Source organism: Ignavibacteria bacterium (assembly GCA_036262055.1).
GTDB lineage: Bacteria > Bacteroidota > Ignavibacteria > Tepidaquicellales > Tepidaquicellaceae > DATAJP01.
The window spans coordinates 971,582-986,543 of sequence record DATAJP010000002.1 but is presented as its reverse complement, the minus strand read 5'-3'; the positions used below and the strand labels follow the sequence as shown (position 1 = coordinate 986,543).

Below are 14,962 nucleotides of genomic sequence, written 5' to 3'. Positions count from 1 at the left end.
GTTTTAAAGTTATTATTAAGGGATTATTAATTTACTCACTTGTTTTTTTAAATTTTATTTGCCTTTTTTAACACAACTTTATTTCATTTTTTGCCTTATGAAATTAGACAAATTCCACATTATTCTTATTTGTTTTGTTGTTGTCCTTCTGGCATACATAATCATAAAAAGCAATGTTTTGAATGTACCGAAACCCGGAATGGTTAATGACTCACTTGCTGCATGGGTTTATCCAAACATCAAGCGGTTAGACCTTAACAGCGATTCCGGAAAAATGATAAAATACGGCAATGAGATTCTGATGAATACGGCTAAAATAGTCGGACCACATGCAAAAAATCCTTCTTTAAAATATGCGGGAAATAACCTGACCTGCTCAAACTGTCATTTCAGAGCAGGAACTGAGAAAAATACACTTAATCTTGTCGGTGTTGTGGGAAGATATCCGCAATATATAGCTAGATTTAATGATACATTGGATTTGGTTGAACGAGTAAACAATTGTTTTGAAAGAAGCTTGAACGGAAGAGCTCTTCCTTCTGACAGCTATGAACTGAAATCCATAATTGCATATCTCAATTTCATTAGCCAAGATATTCCTGCACACGTGAAAGTGCAGTATGAAGGAATACCCGATATAAAGCCGTTCACGGGAACATTAGATACTGCAGTCGGGAAACAAATGTACATAAGAAAATGCATGACATGCCACGGTTCGGAAGGGCTTGGCGCACCTAACAATCTTGATGAACATCCTGATGGATATGTTTATATAATCCCTCCTATTGCAGGACCCGACAGCTATAATAACGGAGCAGGAATGCATACATTGGAAAAGTCAGCGAAATTTCTTTATCATGAAATGCCTTATAACGACAGAGGAAGCTTAACAACCGAAGAAGCTTATCAGATAGCAAATTACATGAACTCGCTCTCAAGACCGAGGTATTATAAGAAGTAGTTACTTTTCGATTATTTTTTTTCTTTCCAGATATAATAAAACGGTATTCCGATTAACACAAGTACGAGACCGATTCCTGCGTCGCGCGGGTTTTGAATGATTGTTACGACCACAAGCACTGCGCAGAACAGCACAAAAATTCCGGGTATCCACGGATAGCCCCAGACTTTATACGGGCGATGCTGGTCTTTCATTTTTTTTCTGAGAACAAACACACCAAGCGCGCCTGCTCCATAAAAAATAAACGAAGCAAAGATGAGCATGTCTGTAAGCTGGTCAAACGTTCCGCTGAGTGTAAGCACGCTTGCCCATGCTCCCTGAATGACAAGTGAAGTATAAGGAGTTCTGAATTTCGGATGAACCTTTGCGGCTGATTTAAAAAATAATCTGTCGCGAGCCATTGCAAAATAAATTCTCGATGATGCAAGTATGCTTCCGTTTGTTGTTCCGAAAGTTGAAACCATAATCAGCAGCGAAATAAAAAATGCTCCGTAATTCCCCGTGAAGCTTCGCATAACCTCAACAGCAATGATTGTGTTTTCGCGATTTGCATATTCTATTACCATATCAACCGGCAGAACATACAAATAAACAAAATTTATAAGCAGATAAATAAATATTACGATGCTAACTCCTCCGAAGAGCGCGATAGGAATGTTTCGTTTGGGATTTTTCACCTCACCGCCGAGATAGCCGATGTTATTCCATCCGTCATAAGCCCAGAACGCACCAAGCATTGCCGCAAACATAGCTCCGAAAAGTCCGAGTGAAGTGCCGTTATATGCCGCTCCAGGATTTTCTCCGATTGGCGCAAGATTTTCAACCGAGCCGCCGCTTATGGTTAAGCCGAGAATTATGATTACAAAAATTCCCGTTACTTTAAGAATCGTAAAAATATTCGAGATGTATCCACCGAAAATTACACCAAGATAATTCGCGGATGTTAAAAATAAAATCGTAACAATCGTCAGCATCTTTACGCCAAAGTTATTCAGCGGATTGAAAATTCCGAGAATTGAAAAACTTTCTAAATCAGGCGACAAATGCGGAAGCGGAAGAATGACATTAACCGACTCAGCAAATACATAAGCAATCGATGCAATTGAAGCAGACTGAATAACGGAAAAACATGACCATCCGTATAAAAAAGCAAATGCTTTCCCGAACATTTCTTTGAAGTAAACATACTGTCCGCCCGGCTCGGCGATTAGTCCGGCGACTTCGGCATTCGTTGCCGCGCCGAACAAGGTTATGATACCTGCAATCAGCCATGCCAGAAGAACAAGTCCGCCTGACTCAAGTCCGTCGGTCATCGGCGCGAGCTTTTTGAAAACACCCGAACCAATCATCGAGCTTATTACAATCAGCAGAGCAGTGAAAAGTCCAAGCCGTGTTGCAAGCCCCGAGTAATGAATAAATTCTTCTTTAACCTTTGGCATAATGATGCTAAGTAAGACAGACATTCCTGTCTGTCTGGACAGGCAAGAATGCCTGTCCTACTAATTTATTTTATTCCCGCCTGCACGGGAATGACTTCACAAAAGATTACCTAAAAAACACTTTGGCTATTTTGTATGTCTCTTCATCGACGGTTTTGAGCTTGCTGATTGCTTTGGTAATTGGAATGTCAGTGAGTTGCGTCGAGTGAATCGCTGCCATTCTTCCGAATTTTTTATCGTGAACCATTTCCATTGCATAAACACCGTAGCGTGTGCCGAGCATCCTGTCGAATGCAGTCGGTATTCCTCCGCGCTGAACATATCCCAGAATCGTTGCGCGGGTTTCAAATCCCGAGCGTGCTTCGATTTCTTCCGCAAGCAGATACCCTATACCGCCTAAACGGTTTCTTCCGAAGTCATCTTTTTTCTCAAATTCTTTTTTGTCGTATTTGATTGCTTTGATTTCATCTTCGATATATGTCGCGCCCTCAGCAACTACAATGATGGAAAATAACTTTCCTTTTGTGTAGCGGTTTTTAATTACATCTACAACTTCATCGATTGAAACGTGATACTCAGGAATCAAAACTGCATCTGCACCTCCGGCAATTCCCGAATATACCGCAATCCATCCTGCATGCCTGCCCATCACCTCAAGCACCATAACCCTGTGATGCGACTCTGCAGTCGTGTGCAGACGGTCAACGGCTTCGGTCGCAATGCTCACGGCAGTATCAAAACCAAAAGTAAAATCAGTTCCGTAGATGTCATTGTCTATTGTTTTCGGCACACCAACAATATGAACGCCCGCTTCATACGCGAGTTGGGCTACATGCATAGACCCCTCGCCGCCTATTGCAATGATTGCATCGAAGTCGGCTTTATAAATTTTTTTCATCAGGGTTTCTTTACCGCCTTCGACAGTGAACGGGCTGAATCTTGACGTACCAAGAATCGTCCCGCCGCGTGCGATTATTCCGCTTACTTCCTTGCTTCCGAGATGAAGATACTTTTCGTCAAAAATTCCCTGCCAGCCGTTTAGTATGCCTATGCAGTCGAATTTATATTCCATTCCTTTTCTCACGATTGCGCGAAGAACCGCATTAAGTCCCGGACAATCACCCCCTGATGTTAATATTCCAACTTTCATAATTATATTTCCTTTTTCATTCTGAGCGAAACGAAGAATCTCATTCGTTCTAATACTGGGATTCCCGCCTGCGCGGGAATGACTTCAAAAAAATTTTAGTAGGACAGGCATTTTTGCCTGTCCAGACAGACAGGAATGTATGTCTTACTAAATTAACCTTGAGTTTGTATCACAAACCTGTTTTGTTTTAAAATAAAAATCATTGCTATTGCATAAATCAACGCGCTCAGGATAAACACAAACATAAATCCTGTTGTCATTGCAAGCATAATAGTCATAACAGTTCCGATGACGCTGAAAAATCCGTTCACTCCCCATGAGAGAGCAACAAACTTTTTCTGATTATCGCCAATGAGCGATAAGCCAATCGGGAATGGCATTCCCATAAAGAAGCCAAGCGGTGCAATCATTGCGACAGTGATTAATATTCTCCAATGAATTTCCATTCTAACCGATGATGAAAATAAAATCGGGTTTAAAATTCCTATTGCTATTACAAACAGTGCTATTATGCTGAAAATAATTATAAGTTTTTTATTTGAGCCCTTGAAAAATTTAGTTGAGAACATGCTCCCAAAACCTGAAAATATCAACATCGTTGAAATAACAGTCAGCAATGTATAAACAGGCTGTCCGAGAAACAGCGTGAACTTCTGAATCATGCTGACCTGTATCATTATATATCCAAGCCCAAGACAAGCAAAATAAACCAGATAGCTCTTATTAAATTTTTTATCGCCTTTGTCTTTTATGAATTTCAAAGGAAGCAAAATGAAAAACGCAGCAGCGACAATTGATTGAATTAAAATTACAATCAAAGTTGTCTGCGCAACGGGTCTGTCTTTCAAAGCAAGAATTGCCTTATCGTTTTGCTTAAATACCTCACTCATGTTTTCCCAGGATAAACTTCCGAATCCAAGATTGTCGTCAAAATAAGGTTTGTTATCCGTTGCCGGCTGAATATTGGTTTTATAATTTGCTATTACACCATCAAGATTATCAGTCTCTATTAACTCTTTATATGGTCCTTCCTGTTTTGAGGTCGGGTCATATTCTATATTCAAACTCAACGATGCCGCTTCATTTTTTACGCGAATGATTTCATCTTCGGTAAAACCGTTTTTCTTATAAAGCACCCCGCCCATAAAACTTTTTTCACCTTCGAATTCAGACGGTGGTCTGCGGAAAATTATAAAACAATTTTTGCTGTTTTCAATTCCCTGACTAGTTTTCTCTCGTGCTTTGCGAAGTGTTGTTATTAGTTTCGGCACTTGTGTTTCAGGTCTTGTAATATATAAAACTCCGCCGTTGTTATTCAGATGATATAAATATTCTTCGACTGCTTCCTGTGTCAAGATATAATTTTCAACCAGGCTCATTGCTCCGCTTGAAATTGCCGAAGAAGAGATTGTATGCGCTGAAATTATTACATCATAAACAATTCTTTTTCCGCTCATTATGTTTCGCGCATCATCGGTAATCAGTCGAACATTTTTGTTACCGTTAATTAAGGGTCCTGTCCAATAACGGAGTTTATTTTGTATAATATCATTTATTGCTCCATTTATCTCTACTGCGGTTACATCTTTTGCATCATGATATAAACTAGTGAGAATTTCTCCGCCGCCTGCAGAACCTATTATGAACACTCTATTAATAGAGTCGAGCGGAGCAAAAGCCATGTTAGATGCGTCTGCGGGTTTGTTGGGTAATGGTAGAGCTTTAACATTAGGAATCGTGGTTGTTGCGTTTCCGTCATCTATGATTGCAGTATAAACATCGATACCGTCCTCAGAAGGTCCGTCTTCTTTCATTACATCAACTTTGGAAAAGATATTCCATTCGGTTAAAAGCTTTTTATCGGGATTTTGCTTTAAGAAGTTGCCGTAGATTTTATTCGGGGACGAATTTATCGGAAGCATGTTATCACGGTCAGCCAAAAACAAGAAACAAAAACCGATTAAGAAAAAATTTACAAGCGAGAGCCACTTATGATTTTGAATTCCAAATACAATAGCTGCTAAAAATCCGCCCATAGCTACGAACACAATCGTTCCGTTTCCGCCGAATGCAGGCATCACAAGAACAAACACAAAGCAGGCAAGCCCTGCGCCAATTAAATCATAAGAATATAATTTATTTATGTCACCCTTGAACTTTGTTAACAGCAAAGAAATTATAAGTCCCGAAATAAAAAAAGGTAATGTTATTAATAAATAATAAACCGGAAGATAAAAGAACTGCACGCTGTCGCTGAATAAACTAAACGGGTCAAAAGGAATTTTATTCATCAGAATAAAAATAAACAAAACGCTTACCCCGAAGACAAGCGAAAGCCACGTTAAGAGTTTGTCAATATTATAATCACGCAGCTTGTTGTTGATTGCCAGAAACGTCCCGCTGATACCATAACCGAGAAGCGCAACGCTGATAACCATAAACGCGAAATGATACCAGAGAACAATTGAGAGAATTCTTGTAAGTGTGAATTCAAGGAGTAAAGTTGATGAGGCGATTAAGAATATTCCCGCATAATTTGCAGGGTTTATGATTTGTTTTTTTTGTTTAATCTTTGCTATTGACGGCATTAAATACTCTTTTCAGTTTAATTAATAAATCTTGAACGTTGGTTAGTTTTATCATGTTGCTTCCGTCACTTAATGCTCTGGAAGGGTTCGGATGTGTTTCAATAAAAATTCCTTCTGCGCCAGCCGCGAGTGCAGCTTTTGCAAGCGGTTCGATAAACTCGGGATTTCCTCCGCTCACACCGTTTTCTTTTGAAGGCATCTGAACAGAATGCGTCGCATCGAACACAACCGGATATCCGAAATTTTTCATTACAGGCAATCCGCGAAAATCAACAACTAGATTGTTATAGCCGAATGTCGAGCCGCGTTCAGTTAACATTATTTTTTTATTTCCTGTTAATGCAACTTTCTCTGCCTGATATTGCATATCAAACGGTGAAAGAAACTGTCCTTTTTTTATGTTGACAATTTTTCCTGTATTACCGGCAGCTTCAAGGAGTTCGGTTTGTCGTGAAAGAAACGCAGGTATCTGCAAAACATCGACAACATCTGCTGCAAGCTCGACATCAAGCTCACTGTGAACATCGGTTAAAACAGGAACATCAAACTCTTTACGAACTTTTGATAAAATCTCAAGGGCTTTATCGACTCCGATTGTTCTGAAAGATTTTGCAGATGTCCTGTTTGCTTTAGAATATGATGCTTTGAATATAAACGGAATTTTTTGTTTGTCTGTAATTTTTTTCAGCTCATTGCAGACTTTAAATACCAAATCCTTGCTTTCAACCACGCAGGGTCCTGCAATTAGAAAAAATGTTTTTTTGTTTTTTAGGGTTTTATAGTCTATCATTAATTAGTCAATCTATTTTGCCAACAGTCAGGGGATTCTTCGCTTCGCTCAGAATGACACTCTACTAATCATTGGTAATTGGCGGAAGTCCGTATCTGTCAGCTTTTAAGATATATTTTTGAAGCTTTAAATTTAATTCATTTTCGTTGTGCATTGATTCATCATATTTCCCTGCTTTTAACCTTTGTCTCACTGCCTCAAAAATACAAATGCCCGCTGTCACCGAAACGTTCAAAGACTGAATCATTCCGAACATCGGAATCAGGAAATTTTTATCAGCATTCCTAATAACATCTTCAGATACACCCATAACTTCATTTCCCAAGACAATAGCTGATTTTTGTGAAAAATCGAGGTCATATAATGAGTAATTTTCGCCATTTTCGACAATTGCTGTCGAAAAAATATTGAATCCTCTATTATGAAGTTCATCAAAACAATCTTTTACACTATCAAATTTATGTAATTCCACCCATTTTTTAGCACTTGCAGAGGAGTTTTTGCCGATTTTGGGAAATTCTCCCGAATTATAGATTAAATAAACCTCGTCAATTCCCGCTACTTCTGCAGTTCTAAGGATTGCGCTAACATTATGCGGATCAGTGATATTTTCGAGCACAACAGTTAATTCCGGTTGTCTTTTCTCAACAACGTTTTTAATCTTATTATATCTTTTTTCTGTCAAAAATTTTTATTATGTTTTTGAAACTCGTGACTGAGTTTTTTTGTTAAAAACAATGATACAAAAAAATTTCGTAAATTAATTTTAAATTTATAGACCCCGTTTCTTTACCTCTTTAAAGACAAAGACCATAAGTTGTGCTACAGGACAGATACAATTTATGGCGTGAAATTTAAAAAAGTGTTTTAATTAATTTCTTTAATTTATTAATTTATGAAAAATAAATCATTTTTTGTATTAACATTCCTATTATTTGCTTCACTATTATTTTCCTCAAATGCTTACAGCCAGGTATATAACGAAAGTAATAAGATGCTTAAAAACCTTAACGATTTAACTGCATTCAAAAATACTTGGGGTTTTGGCGTTAATTATACCGAACAGGGTGTAGGTTTAACTTCCGGATTGTATTTTAAGCTCAGTGAAAATACAAATCTTACTGCTAATATTTCGATCGGCGGATTTTCCGATTCGCGTGAATTTGAAGAAGTCGACCGTTATGGTAACACAATTGTAAGCAACAAAGAAAACAGAATTTTTATGATTCCTGCAACTATAGGTATTCAGCATTTTATGTTTTCTGAAGACCTTGACGGAAGCTTCCGTCCTTATGTTAAAGCAGGGGTAATGCCGTCCTTGGTTTTAACTAATCCGTATTCCAAAAGTTATTTTGATGCGCTCGGATATATGAATGCAGCTTTTGCAATGGGTCCTTATGCCGGAATAGGTCTGCAGTTTATGCAAAGTCAAGCTTTGGCTTTTAACTTTACCGTCAGTTATTCTTATCTGCCTGTAATAGGAAAAAAAGTAAACAGCTTGTATAATACTCCGATTAAAGATGTCGGCGGATTGCAGTTTACGTTCGGAATGGATTTCATCTCCCGCAAATAATAAATTCTCATTTAAAACTTAAAAAATTTAAACAGGTTATTGTTGAAAACAGTAACCTGTTTTTATTTTACCAAAACCACTCTTTTGTTTTATAGCAAATTTCCATAAATAGATATGTATACAAATATTGATTTTTAGTATACTTATTGTTAACTTGCATACACACATTATTCGTATACAATGAATAAATCAGACTTGGAAAAAATAATTTTTAATTTTTTAGATAAAAAGGAAACAATATCTGTTAATGATATTGTTTCGGAAACAGGTTTTACAAGAGCCTATATACATCGAAAACTGACAGAATTAATTGCCGAAGGCAAGGTTATTAAAACGGGAAAAGGGAAAAACACTAAATATTTAAAATCAGATAGCAAAAGAATAAAAAAATTTTTTAGTAAAGTTCATTCTTTTAAACGAAGATACATTAATGTTAATTTAAAAGAAGACGAATGTTTAAATGAAATTGTTTCTCAAACTGCGATATTATCTAAATTACATGATAATATTAAAACTATATTTGAATATGCTTTTACCGAAATAATGAATAATGCTATAGAACATTCTAATGCAAGATATATTAATGTTTTAACAGAGAGGACTAAAGAACAATTAAGGTTTGAAATTAAAGATAATGGCATTGGAATCTTTAATAATTTAAAACATAAGCTTAGATTAAAATCTATTATGGATGCAATCCAGAACTTAACCAAGGGTAAATTTACAACTGATCCCAAGAGACATACCGGCGAAGGTATTTTTTTTACGTCGAAAATTGCGGATATATTTATAATAAAAAGTTACGGGAAAACTCTAACTTTTAATAATTTATTAAATGATGTGTCAATTAAAAATTCTAAAAACGTTAAAGGAACCTTCATTACCTTTGTGCTTTCAGCAGATTCTAACAAAACCCTTAATGAATTGTTTAAATTTTATACTGATGATTCTGCAAAGTTCAATAAATCAAAAATATGGATAAAATTATTTGAACAGAATAAGCATTTTATATCAAGATCGGAAGCGAAGCGGGTATTAAACGGATTGGAAAAATTTGATGTAATAATTCTGGATTTTAAAAATATAAATGAGATAGGGCAAGGTTTTGCAGATGAAATTTTCAGAGTCTGGCAATCAAGTCATCCGCAAATAAAAATAATGCCGATGAATGCAAATGAAAATGTTATGTTTATGATTAACAGAGCGATTTAGTTTACTTGACCATTTTCTTAAATTCAACCTCATCGATTATTTTGACGCCAAGCTTTTGAGCTTTATCGAGTTTTGAGCCGGCAGATTCCCCTGCCAAAACATAATCCGTGTTTTTACTGACTGATGATGAGACTCTGCCGCCGAGGTCTTCGATAATTTTTGAAGCTTCATCGCGCGAGTATGTTGGGAGTGTTCCGGTGAGAACGAAAGTTTTTTCGTTTATGAGAGGATTTACTTTTGAAGGTTTTTTCTTCTCGAATGAAAATTTTAATCCTGCCGCTTTAAGTTTTTCAATCGCAGCAACGTTTTTCTTTGTATCAAAAAAATCGCGAACGCTCTGCGCAATGCGCGGACCGATTTCCCTGACAGAATTTATTTCTTCCACATTTGCATTGATAAGCGCATCAATATTATTAAAATGCTTTGCAAGCAGCTTTGCCGTTCTTTCGCCGACGTGCCTTATGCCGAGCGAATACAACACCCTGTCGAACGGCATTTGCTTTGATGCTTCAATTCCTGCTAAAATATTTTCAGCGCTTTTTTCCCCGAATCTTTCAAGATCAACGATTTTCTTTTTCTTCTTGTGAAGGTCGTATATATCGGTAAAATCTTTTATGAAACCTTCTTTTAAAAATATTTCTATTATGCTTGTACCAAGACCTTCGATTTCCATTGCGCCACGGCTTACAAAATGCTCAATGCGTCCCTGCACCTGCGCAGGACATAAAAAATTTATGCAGTAATAATTTACTTCCCCTTCGGGTTTTTCAAGCTTGGTGCCGCAGACTGGACATTTATCAGGAGGATGAAATTCTTTTGCTCCTTTTTGTCTCTTCTCTTTTATAACTTCAGTAACTTTTGGAATTACATCACCGCCTTTTTCAATTTTTACATAATCACCGATTCTTATATCAAGACGTTTTACTTCATCAAAGTTATGAAGCGTTGCACGTGAAATTGTCGAGCCCGCAAGAAATACCGGTTCGAGGTTAGCTACAGGCGTAATCGTTCCGATTCTCCCCACCTGGCAAACGATGTCACGAACCTTAGTAACTTGCTGTTTCGCTTTGAACTTATAGGCAATTGCCCATCTCGGTGAACGTGAAACAAAACCAAGCTCTTTCTGCTGATTAATTGAATTTACTTTCACTACAACACCGTCTATTTCATAAGGAAGCTCATCGCGAATTAATTCAATTTCATTGCAGAATTTTTTTACCTCTTCGATGTTTTTTAGAAGCTTATAATACTTATTGACGGGGAATTTTAATTCTTCAAGAAAATGAATTCCTTCGATGTGAGTTTTAACTTTAACGTCATCCGAAATAAATGAGTAAGTAAATAAATTCAACGGTCGCGCAGCAACTGCTTTTGAATCTTTTTGTTTTAAAGTTCCTGCAGCAGTGTTTCGGGCATTTGCAAAAATCTTTTCACCTTTTAATTCCTGCTCCTCGTTGATTTTCAAAAAATCATCTTTCTTAATAAACACTTCACCGCGTACTTCATAATTTTTTATTTTGCTTGTTGAAGCAGAAAGTGGAATTGATTTAATCGTTTTTAAATTTTGGGTAATATTATCCCCCTTCTCACCGTCTCCGCGTGTTGCACCGGTTTTGAATTTGCCGTTCTCATAAACGAGCGAAACTGCAAGTCCGTCGAACTTTAATTCACAGGCATAGTTATAATCAACATTTCCCAAAATATTTTTTATGCGTTTATCAAAATCATCAAGCTCATCAAAGTTGTATGAGTTCGCAAGCGAAAGCATCGGAATTTTGTGATGAACAACTTCAAACTTCGATGTTGGTGTTTCTGAAACTCTTTGTGTCGGTGAATCGGAAGTAATTAACTGGGGATATTCTTTCTCGATGTTCTCAAGCTCCTTCATCATCATGTCATACTTCAGGTCATCTATGTCAGGCTCGGCGAGGACATAATACTTATAATCAGCATCCAAAATTTTTCTGCGGAGCTGTTCGGCTTTTTTAGCTATTGCTGAAGGAATTGCCATCAGAAGTTACGGTTGAGTAGTTTCGTTTGGTGTATTGCCGGGAGTATTGGTTCGTGTATCGTTTCTGTCAGTATTTGAATTATTATTTCGCGTATTATTATTCTCATCATTACTTCTTTGAGTTGTTCGTGTTCGTGTTGTGGAACCGCTTGTCTGAGGAATGATTCCGTCTTTATTTATACGAAGATTGCTAAATTTTCTCCTGTCGAATTCAAGAGTTTTTCCGTTTAAAACCGCTTTAAACGCCTCAGAATTGCTGGTTGTTATGAGAAAAAACTTTGACGCTTTAAATATTCCCGTATCGTTTTTCCCGAAAGAAATAATTTCTTTGTCATTTATTCCAAGGGAATCGGGAATAATAATTATCTCGCCATAGTTCGTTCCGATTATCATTAGTGAAAGAGAATCGCCCTGCGATGCCGCTAATAATCTTGCCTCCTCTTCAGCTTTTCTGATTGAGTCTGCGATTTCCGCCGGAGTTTTTTTACCTAAAATATTTTTTTCATTCTCCTGAACTATTTCATCAAAATTTTGTCTTACGATTTCTACATCACCCTTGCTTGAAAATACTGACGTAATTAAAAAGAATAATCCCGCTCCCCCAAGAATTATGAATACAATTATCATCAATGATTTCATAATCGAGCTGTCAACTTTGAACGAAGACGGTTCGCGGACATCCGCTTTAGGGGTAATGTTTATCTTGTAATCTTTTTGAGCAGATTGTTTTGTCTTATCATCATTTGTTGCGCGATGTTTAATCGTTTCTGATTTTTTTAATTCAACCGGCTCAATTTTTTTATCAACAGGCTTAACTTCTTCCTTTTCCTGTTTTACGGGTTCTTTTATTTCTTCTTTCTTAGGTAATTCAATTTTGGGTTCCTGCTTCGGTTCAGATTTTGGTTCTTCTTGCTTTTCTTCCTTTGTCTCTTCTTTTTTTTCTTCAACTTTTGGAGTTTCGGAAATCTTTACTTCTTCAAAAACTTTTGTCTGGTATTTTCCGGCTTTTGCTAAGTCATAATCTTTTAAAACAGCATCAGGATTTTCGTCTAACGCAATTGCATATTGTTTTAAGTAAGCGCGTATATATGTAGGAATTTCAAAACTGAAATCTCCCGATTCCATTTTTTCGAATATATGAATACCGAAACGTGTTTTCAGAGCAACTTCCTGAAGTGTAACTTTTTTTCGTTCTCTTATTTTTTTTAAATCTTCTCCGAAGTTTTTAAGCATTAAAATATTTTGTTTAATTAATTAACCAAATTAACTGATATGCTTCTTTAAAGAAATTCATTTTGACGTAAATTTTAAATAAAATACTATGAATCTTTGTGGATAATGAACTTATTTTTATGATTAAATTTTGTAATTTTCGGGAATTACAAATCCCTGCGTGTTTTAATGTCAACCAAGAAGAAAAAGAAAGAAAGTGTAGTAAAATACCCTGTAGAACAGTTTTATTCTGTAAGAACTATCACAGGGTATACACTGTCACCTGATAATAAAACCATTTATTATATAACAAATACAACAGGCTCTCCGCAAATATGGTCTATTCCGGTAAACGGAGGATGGGCAACCCAGATTACGTTGTGGAACCAGCCGGTAAGGGATTTGATGCATTCGCCGGGTACAAACAATATTTTATTTCTCAGTGACCGTGACGGAAATGAGAATCATCAGATTTTTATGACTTCTAACAAAGGCGGTGAAGTTGAATATCTTTCAGACGGTTTTGAGGATTCACAGACTTTTTATACCGACTTCAATAAAAAAGGCAACAAGCTTTTATTTATTTCCAATAAGCGTTTAAAATATAATTTCGATACCTATATTAAAGACTTAAAATCAGGTGAAAACAAACTTGTAAGAGCATTCGATGAAAAGGTTATTTGTGAGCCGAGTGCCTGGAGTCCTGATGAAAAGCATATAGTTTACAGCAAAGTTTATTCAAACTCTGAACATGATTTGTTTTTATATGATATCGATAACGATTCGTTCAAACAGATAACGGGAATTGACGGAGAAGAAAGAGGAGTTAACTCAAATGCAAAATTCAATAATAAGGGGACGGGGTTTTATTATTTGTCAGACAGCGGAAGAGAATTTATAGGGATAAAATATTACGATATTAAAAAAGACTCTTCGAAATGGTTTCTGAAATCCGGAGGCAACATCGAAGTTTACAAAATTTCTAAAGATGGGAAGTATATGGTTTATGTAGTGAATAAAAATGCGAGCAAGACCCCGCATCTGATAAATCTCAAAACAGGAAAGAAAGTAAAATTAAGACTGCCAAAGGGAAATTATAGCAACGTTAATATTACTTCTGATAATAAAAAGCTTGTCTTTATTCTGGATAGTCCGCTGAACCCGTCTGATATTTATACCTACAATATAAAAACAAAAAGACTTAAACAGATAACATTTTCACTTGTCGGCGGAATAAACAAACAAGCATTTACCAAACCTAAGGATGTTTATTATAAAAGTTTTGATGACCTTGAAATACATGCATTATTATATATTCCTAAAGGATTAAAAAAAGATGGTTCAAATCCTGCGATTTTATGGCCTCACGGCGGACCTGAGGCGCAGGAAATGCATAATTTTAGCAAATATATTCAGATTTATTGTAATAATGGTTATATTGTCATTGCACCAAATTTCAGAGGAAGTACTGGATACGGCAAAAATTTCCAGAAAATGATATACCGTGACTTCGGGGGCGCTGAATATCTGGACGTTCTTAAAAGTATGGAAGTTCTCGAAAAATCGGGTTATGTTAATATGGGAAAGGTTGCAATCGTCGGGGGAAGCTTTGGCGGATTTATGGTTCTTACCTGTATTACGCGAGCTCCCGATTTATGGAAATGCGCAATTGATATTTTCGGACCCAGCAATCTTGTAACATTTGCTAATTCTGTTCCGGAACACTGGAAAGAAGGAGTTGCCAGATTAGTCGGCGACGTTGAGAAAGATAGAAAGTTTCTTGAAGAACGTTCGCCGATAAATTATATCGATAACATAAAGTGTCCTCTGCTTGTGATGCAGGGTAAACATGACCCTCGTGTGGTGGAAAACGAATCTGTTCAGATAGTCGATAAGCTGAGAAAGAACGGAAAAGAAGTGGAATATGTTCTCTTTGAGGATGAAGGACACGGGTTCTCGAAAGTTACAAACACAATTAAAGCTTTTAAAACACAACTTGAGTTTTTAGATAAATATTTAAGATAAA

General features: G+C 36.6%; 11 protein-coding genes. 4 read left to right on the top strand and 7 right to left on the bottom strand.

Translation table 11 applies throughout. The annotated features are described in order from the left end of the window. The first annotated feature begins 97 nt into the window (after positions 1 to 97). Positions 98 to 961 carry a c-type cytochrome gene (locus VHP32_06275; GenBank protein HEX2787495.1) on the top strand — a complete coding sequence of 288 codons (864 nt, stop codon included), beginning with the start codon at positions 98 to 100 and terminating at the stop codon, positions 959 to 961. 11 nt (positions 962 to 972) lie between these two features. Here the strand turns inward: VHP32_06275 and VHP32_06270 are convergent, their stop codons facing one another. The 5 genes from VHP32_06270 to VHP32_06250 all read right to left on the bottom strand — a co-directional run bounded on the left by VHP32_06270 (position 973) and on the right by VHP32_06250 (position 7,613). After that, a complete protein-coding gene (locus VHP32_06270; protein ID HEX2787494.1) occupies positions 973 to 2,424 on the bottom strand; it encodes an amino acid permease in 1,452 nt (483 codons plus the stop codon). Between the two features lie 82 nt (positions 2,425 to 2,506). Next, entirely contained in the window at positions 2,507 to 3,550 is a 1,044-nt protein-coding gene (locus VHP32_06265; GenBank protein HEX2787493.1) for an ATP-dependent 6-phosphofructokinase, read from the bottom strand. A gap of 152 nt (positions 3,551 to 3,702) precedes the next feature. Next, entirely contained in the window at positions 3,703 to 6,138 is a 2,436-nt protein-coding gene (locus VHP32_06260; GenBank protein HEX2787492.1) for a hypothetical protein, read from the bottom strand. Further along, a complete protein-coding gene (gene kdsA, locus VHP32_06255; protein ID HEX2787491.1) occupies positions 6,116 to 6,928 on the bottom strand; it encodes a 3-deoxy-8-phosphooctulonate synthase in 813 nt (270 codons plus the stop codon). The genes VHP32_06260 and kdsA overlap by 23 nt, the downstream gene beginning before the upstream one ends. A gap of 64 nt (positions 6,929 to 6,992) precedes the next feature. After that, on the bottom strand, positions 6,993 to 7,613 hold the full coding sequence (locus VHP32_06250) for an RNA methyltransferase (protein ID HEX2787490.1): 621 nt from the start codon (positions 7,611 to 7,613) through the stop codon (positions 6,993 to 6,995). 210 nt (positions 7,614 to 7,823) lie between these two features. Here VHP32_06250 and VHP32_06245 point away from each other — a divergent pair, with 210 nt between their 5' ends. Together VHP32_06245 and VHP32_06240 are read left to right on the top strand one after the other, a co-directional pair. Beyond that, complete coding sequence (locus VHP32_06245; GenBank protein ID HEX2787489.1) at positions 7,824 to 8,501, top strand: hypothetical protein; 678 nt, start codon at positions 7,824 to 7,826, stop codon at positions 8,499 to 8,501. Between the two features lie 180 nt (positions 8,502 to 8,681). Beyond that, complete coding sequence (locus VHP32_06240; GenBank protein HEX2787488.1) at positions 8,682 to 9,713, top strand: DUF4325 domain-containing protein; 1,032 nt, start codon at positions 8,682 to 8,684, stop codon at positions 9,711 to 9,713. Position 9,714: 1 nt separating this feature from the next. Here VHP32_06240 and ligA read toward each other — a convergent pair whose 3' ends face one another. Further along, the gene (gene ligA / locus VHP32_06235) at positions 9,715 to 11,724 is read right to left on the bottom strand and encodes an NAD-dependent DNA ligase LigA (protein HEX2787487.1); all 2,010 of its coding nucleotides are present in this window, start codon (positions 11,722 to 11,724) and stop codon (positions 9,715 to 9,717) included. 6 nt (positions 11,725 to 11,730) lie between these two features. Continuing rightward, positions 11,731 to 12,957: a helix-turn-helix transcriptional regulator gene (locus VHP32_06230; GenBank protein ID HEX2787486.1), complete on the bottom strand. Its 1,227-nt coding sequence runs from the start codon at positions 12,955 to 12,957 to the stop codon at positions 11,731 to 11,733. 168 nt (positions 12,958 to 13,125) lie between these two features. Here VHP32_06230 and VHP32_06225 point away from each other — a divergent pair, with 168 nt between their 5' ends. After that, complete coding sequence (locus VHP32_06225) at positions 13,126 to 14,961, top strand: S9 family peptidase (protein ID HEX2787485.1); 1,836 nt, start codon at positions 13,126 to 13,128, stop codon at positions 14,959 to 14,961. The last annotated feature ends 1 nt before the right edge of the window (position 14,962 follow it).

Coding starts and splice junctions, on each gene's coding strand:
- VHP32_06265 (HEX2787493.1), bottom strand. CDS start 3,550: ATGAAAGTTGGAATATTAACATCAGGGGGTGATTGTCCGGGACTTAAT.
- ligA (HEX2787487.1), bottom strand. CDS start 11,724: ATGGCAATTCCTTCAGCAATAGCTAAAAAAGCCGAACAGCTCCGCAGA.
- VHP32_06260 (HEX2787492.1), bottom strand. CDS start 6,138: ATGCCGTCAATAGCAAAGATTAAACAAAAAAAACAAATCATAAACCCT.
- VHP32_06225 (HEX2787485.1), top strand. CDS start 13,126: ATGTCAACCAAGAAGAAAAAGAAAGAAAGTGTAGTAAAATACCCTGTA.
- VHP32_06240 (HEX2787488.1), top strand. CDS start 8,682: ATGAATAAATCAGACTTGGAAAAAATAATTTTTAATTTTTTAGATAAA.
- VHP32_06275 (HEX2787495.1), top strand. CDS start 98: ATGAAATTAGACAAATTCCACATTATTCTTATTTGTTTTGTTGTTGTC.
- VHP32_06270 (HEX2787494.1), bottom strand. CDS start 2,424: ATGTCTGTCTTACTTAGCATCATTATGCCAAAGGTTAAAGAAGAATTT.
- kdsA (HEX2787491.1), bottom strand. CDS start 6,928: ATGATAGACTATAAAACCCTAAAAAACAAAAAAACATTTTTTCTAATT.
- VHP32_06245 (HEX2787489.1), top strand. CDS start 7,824: ATGAAAAATAAATCATTTTTTGTATTAACATTCCTATTATTTGCTTCA.
- VHP32_06230 (HEX2787486.1), bottom strand. CDS start 12,957: ATGCTTAAAAACTTCGGAGAAGATTTAAAAAAAATAAGAGAACGAAAA.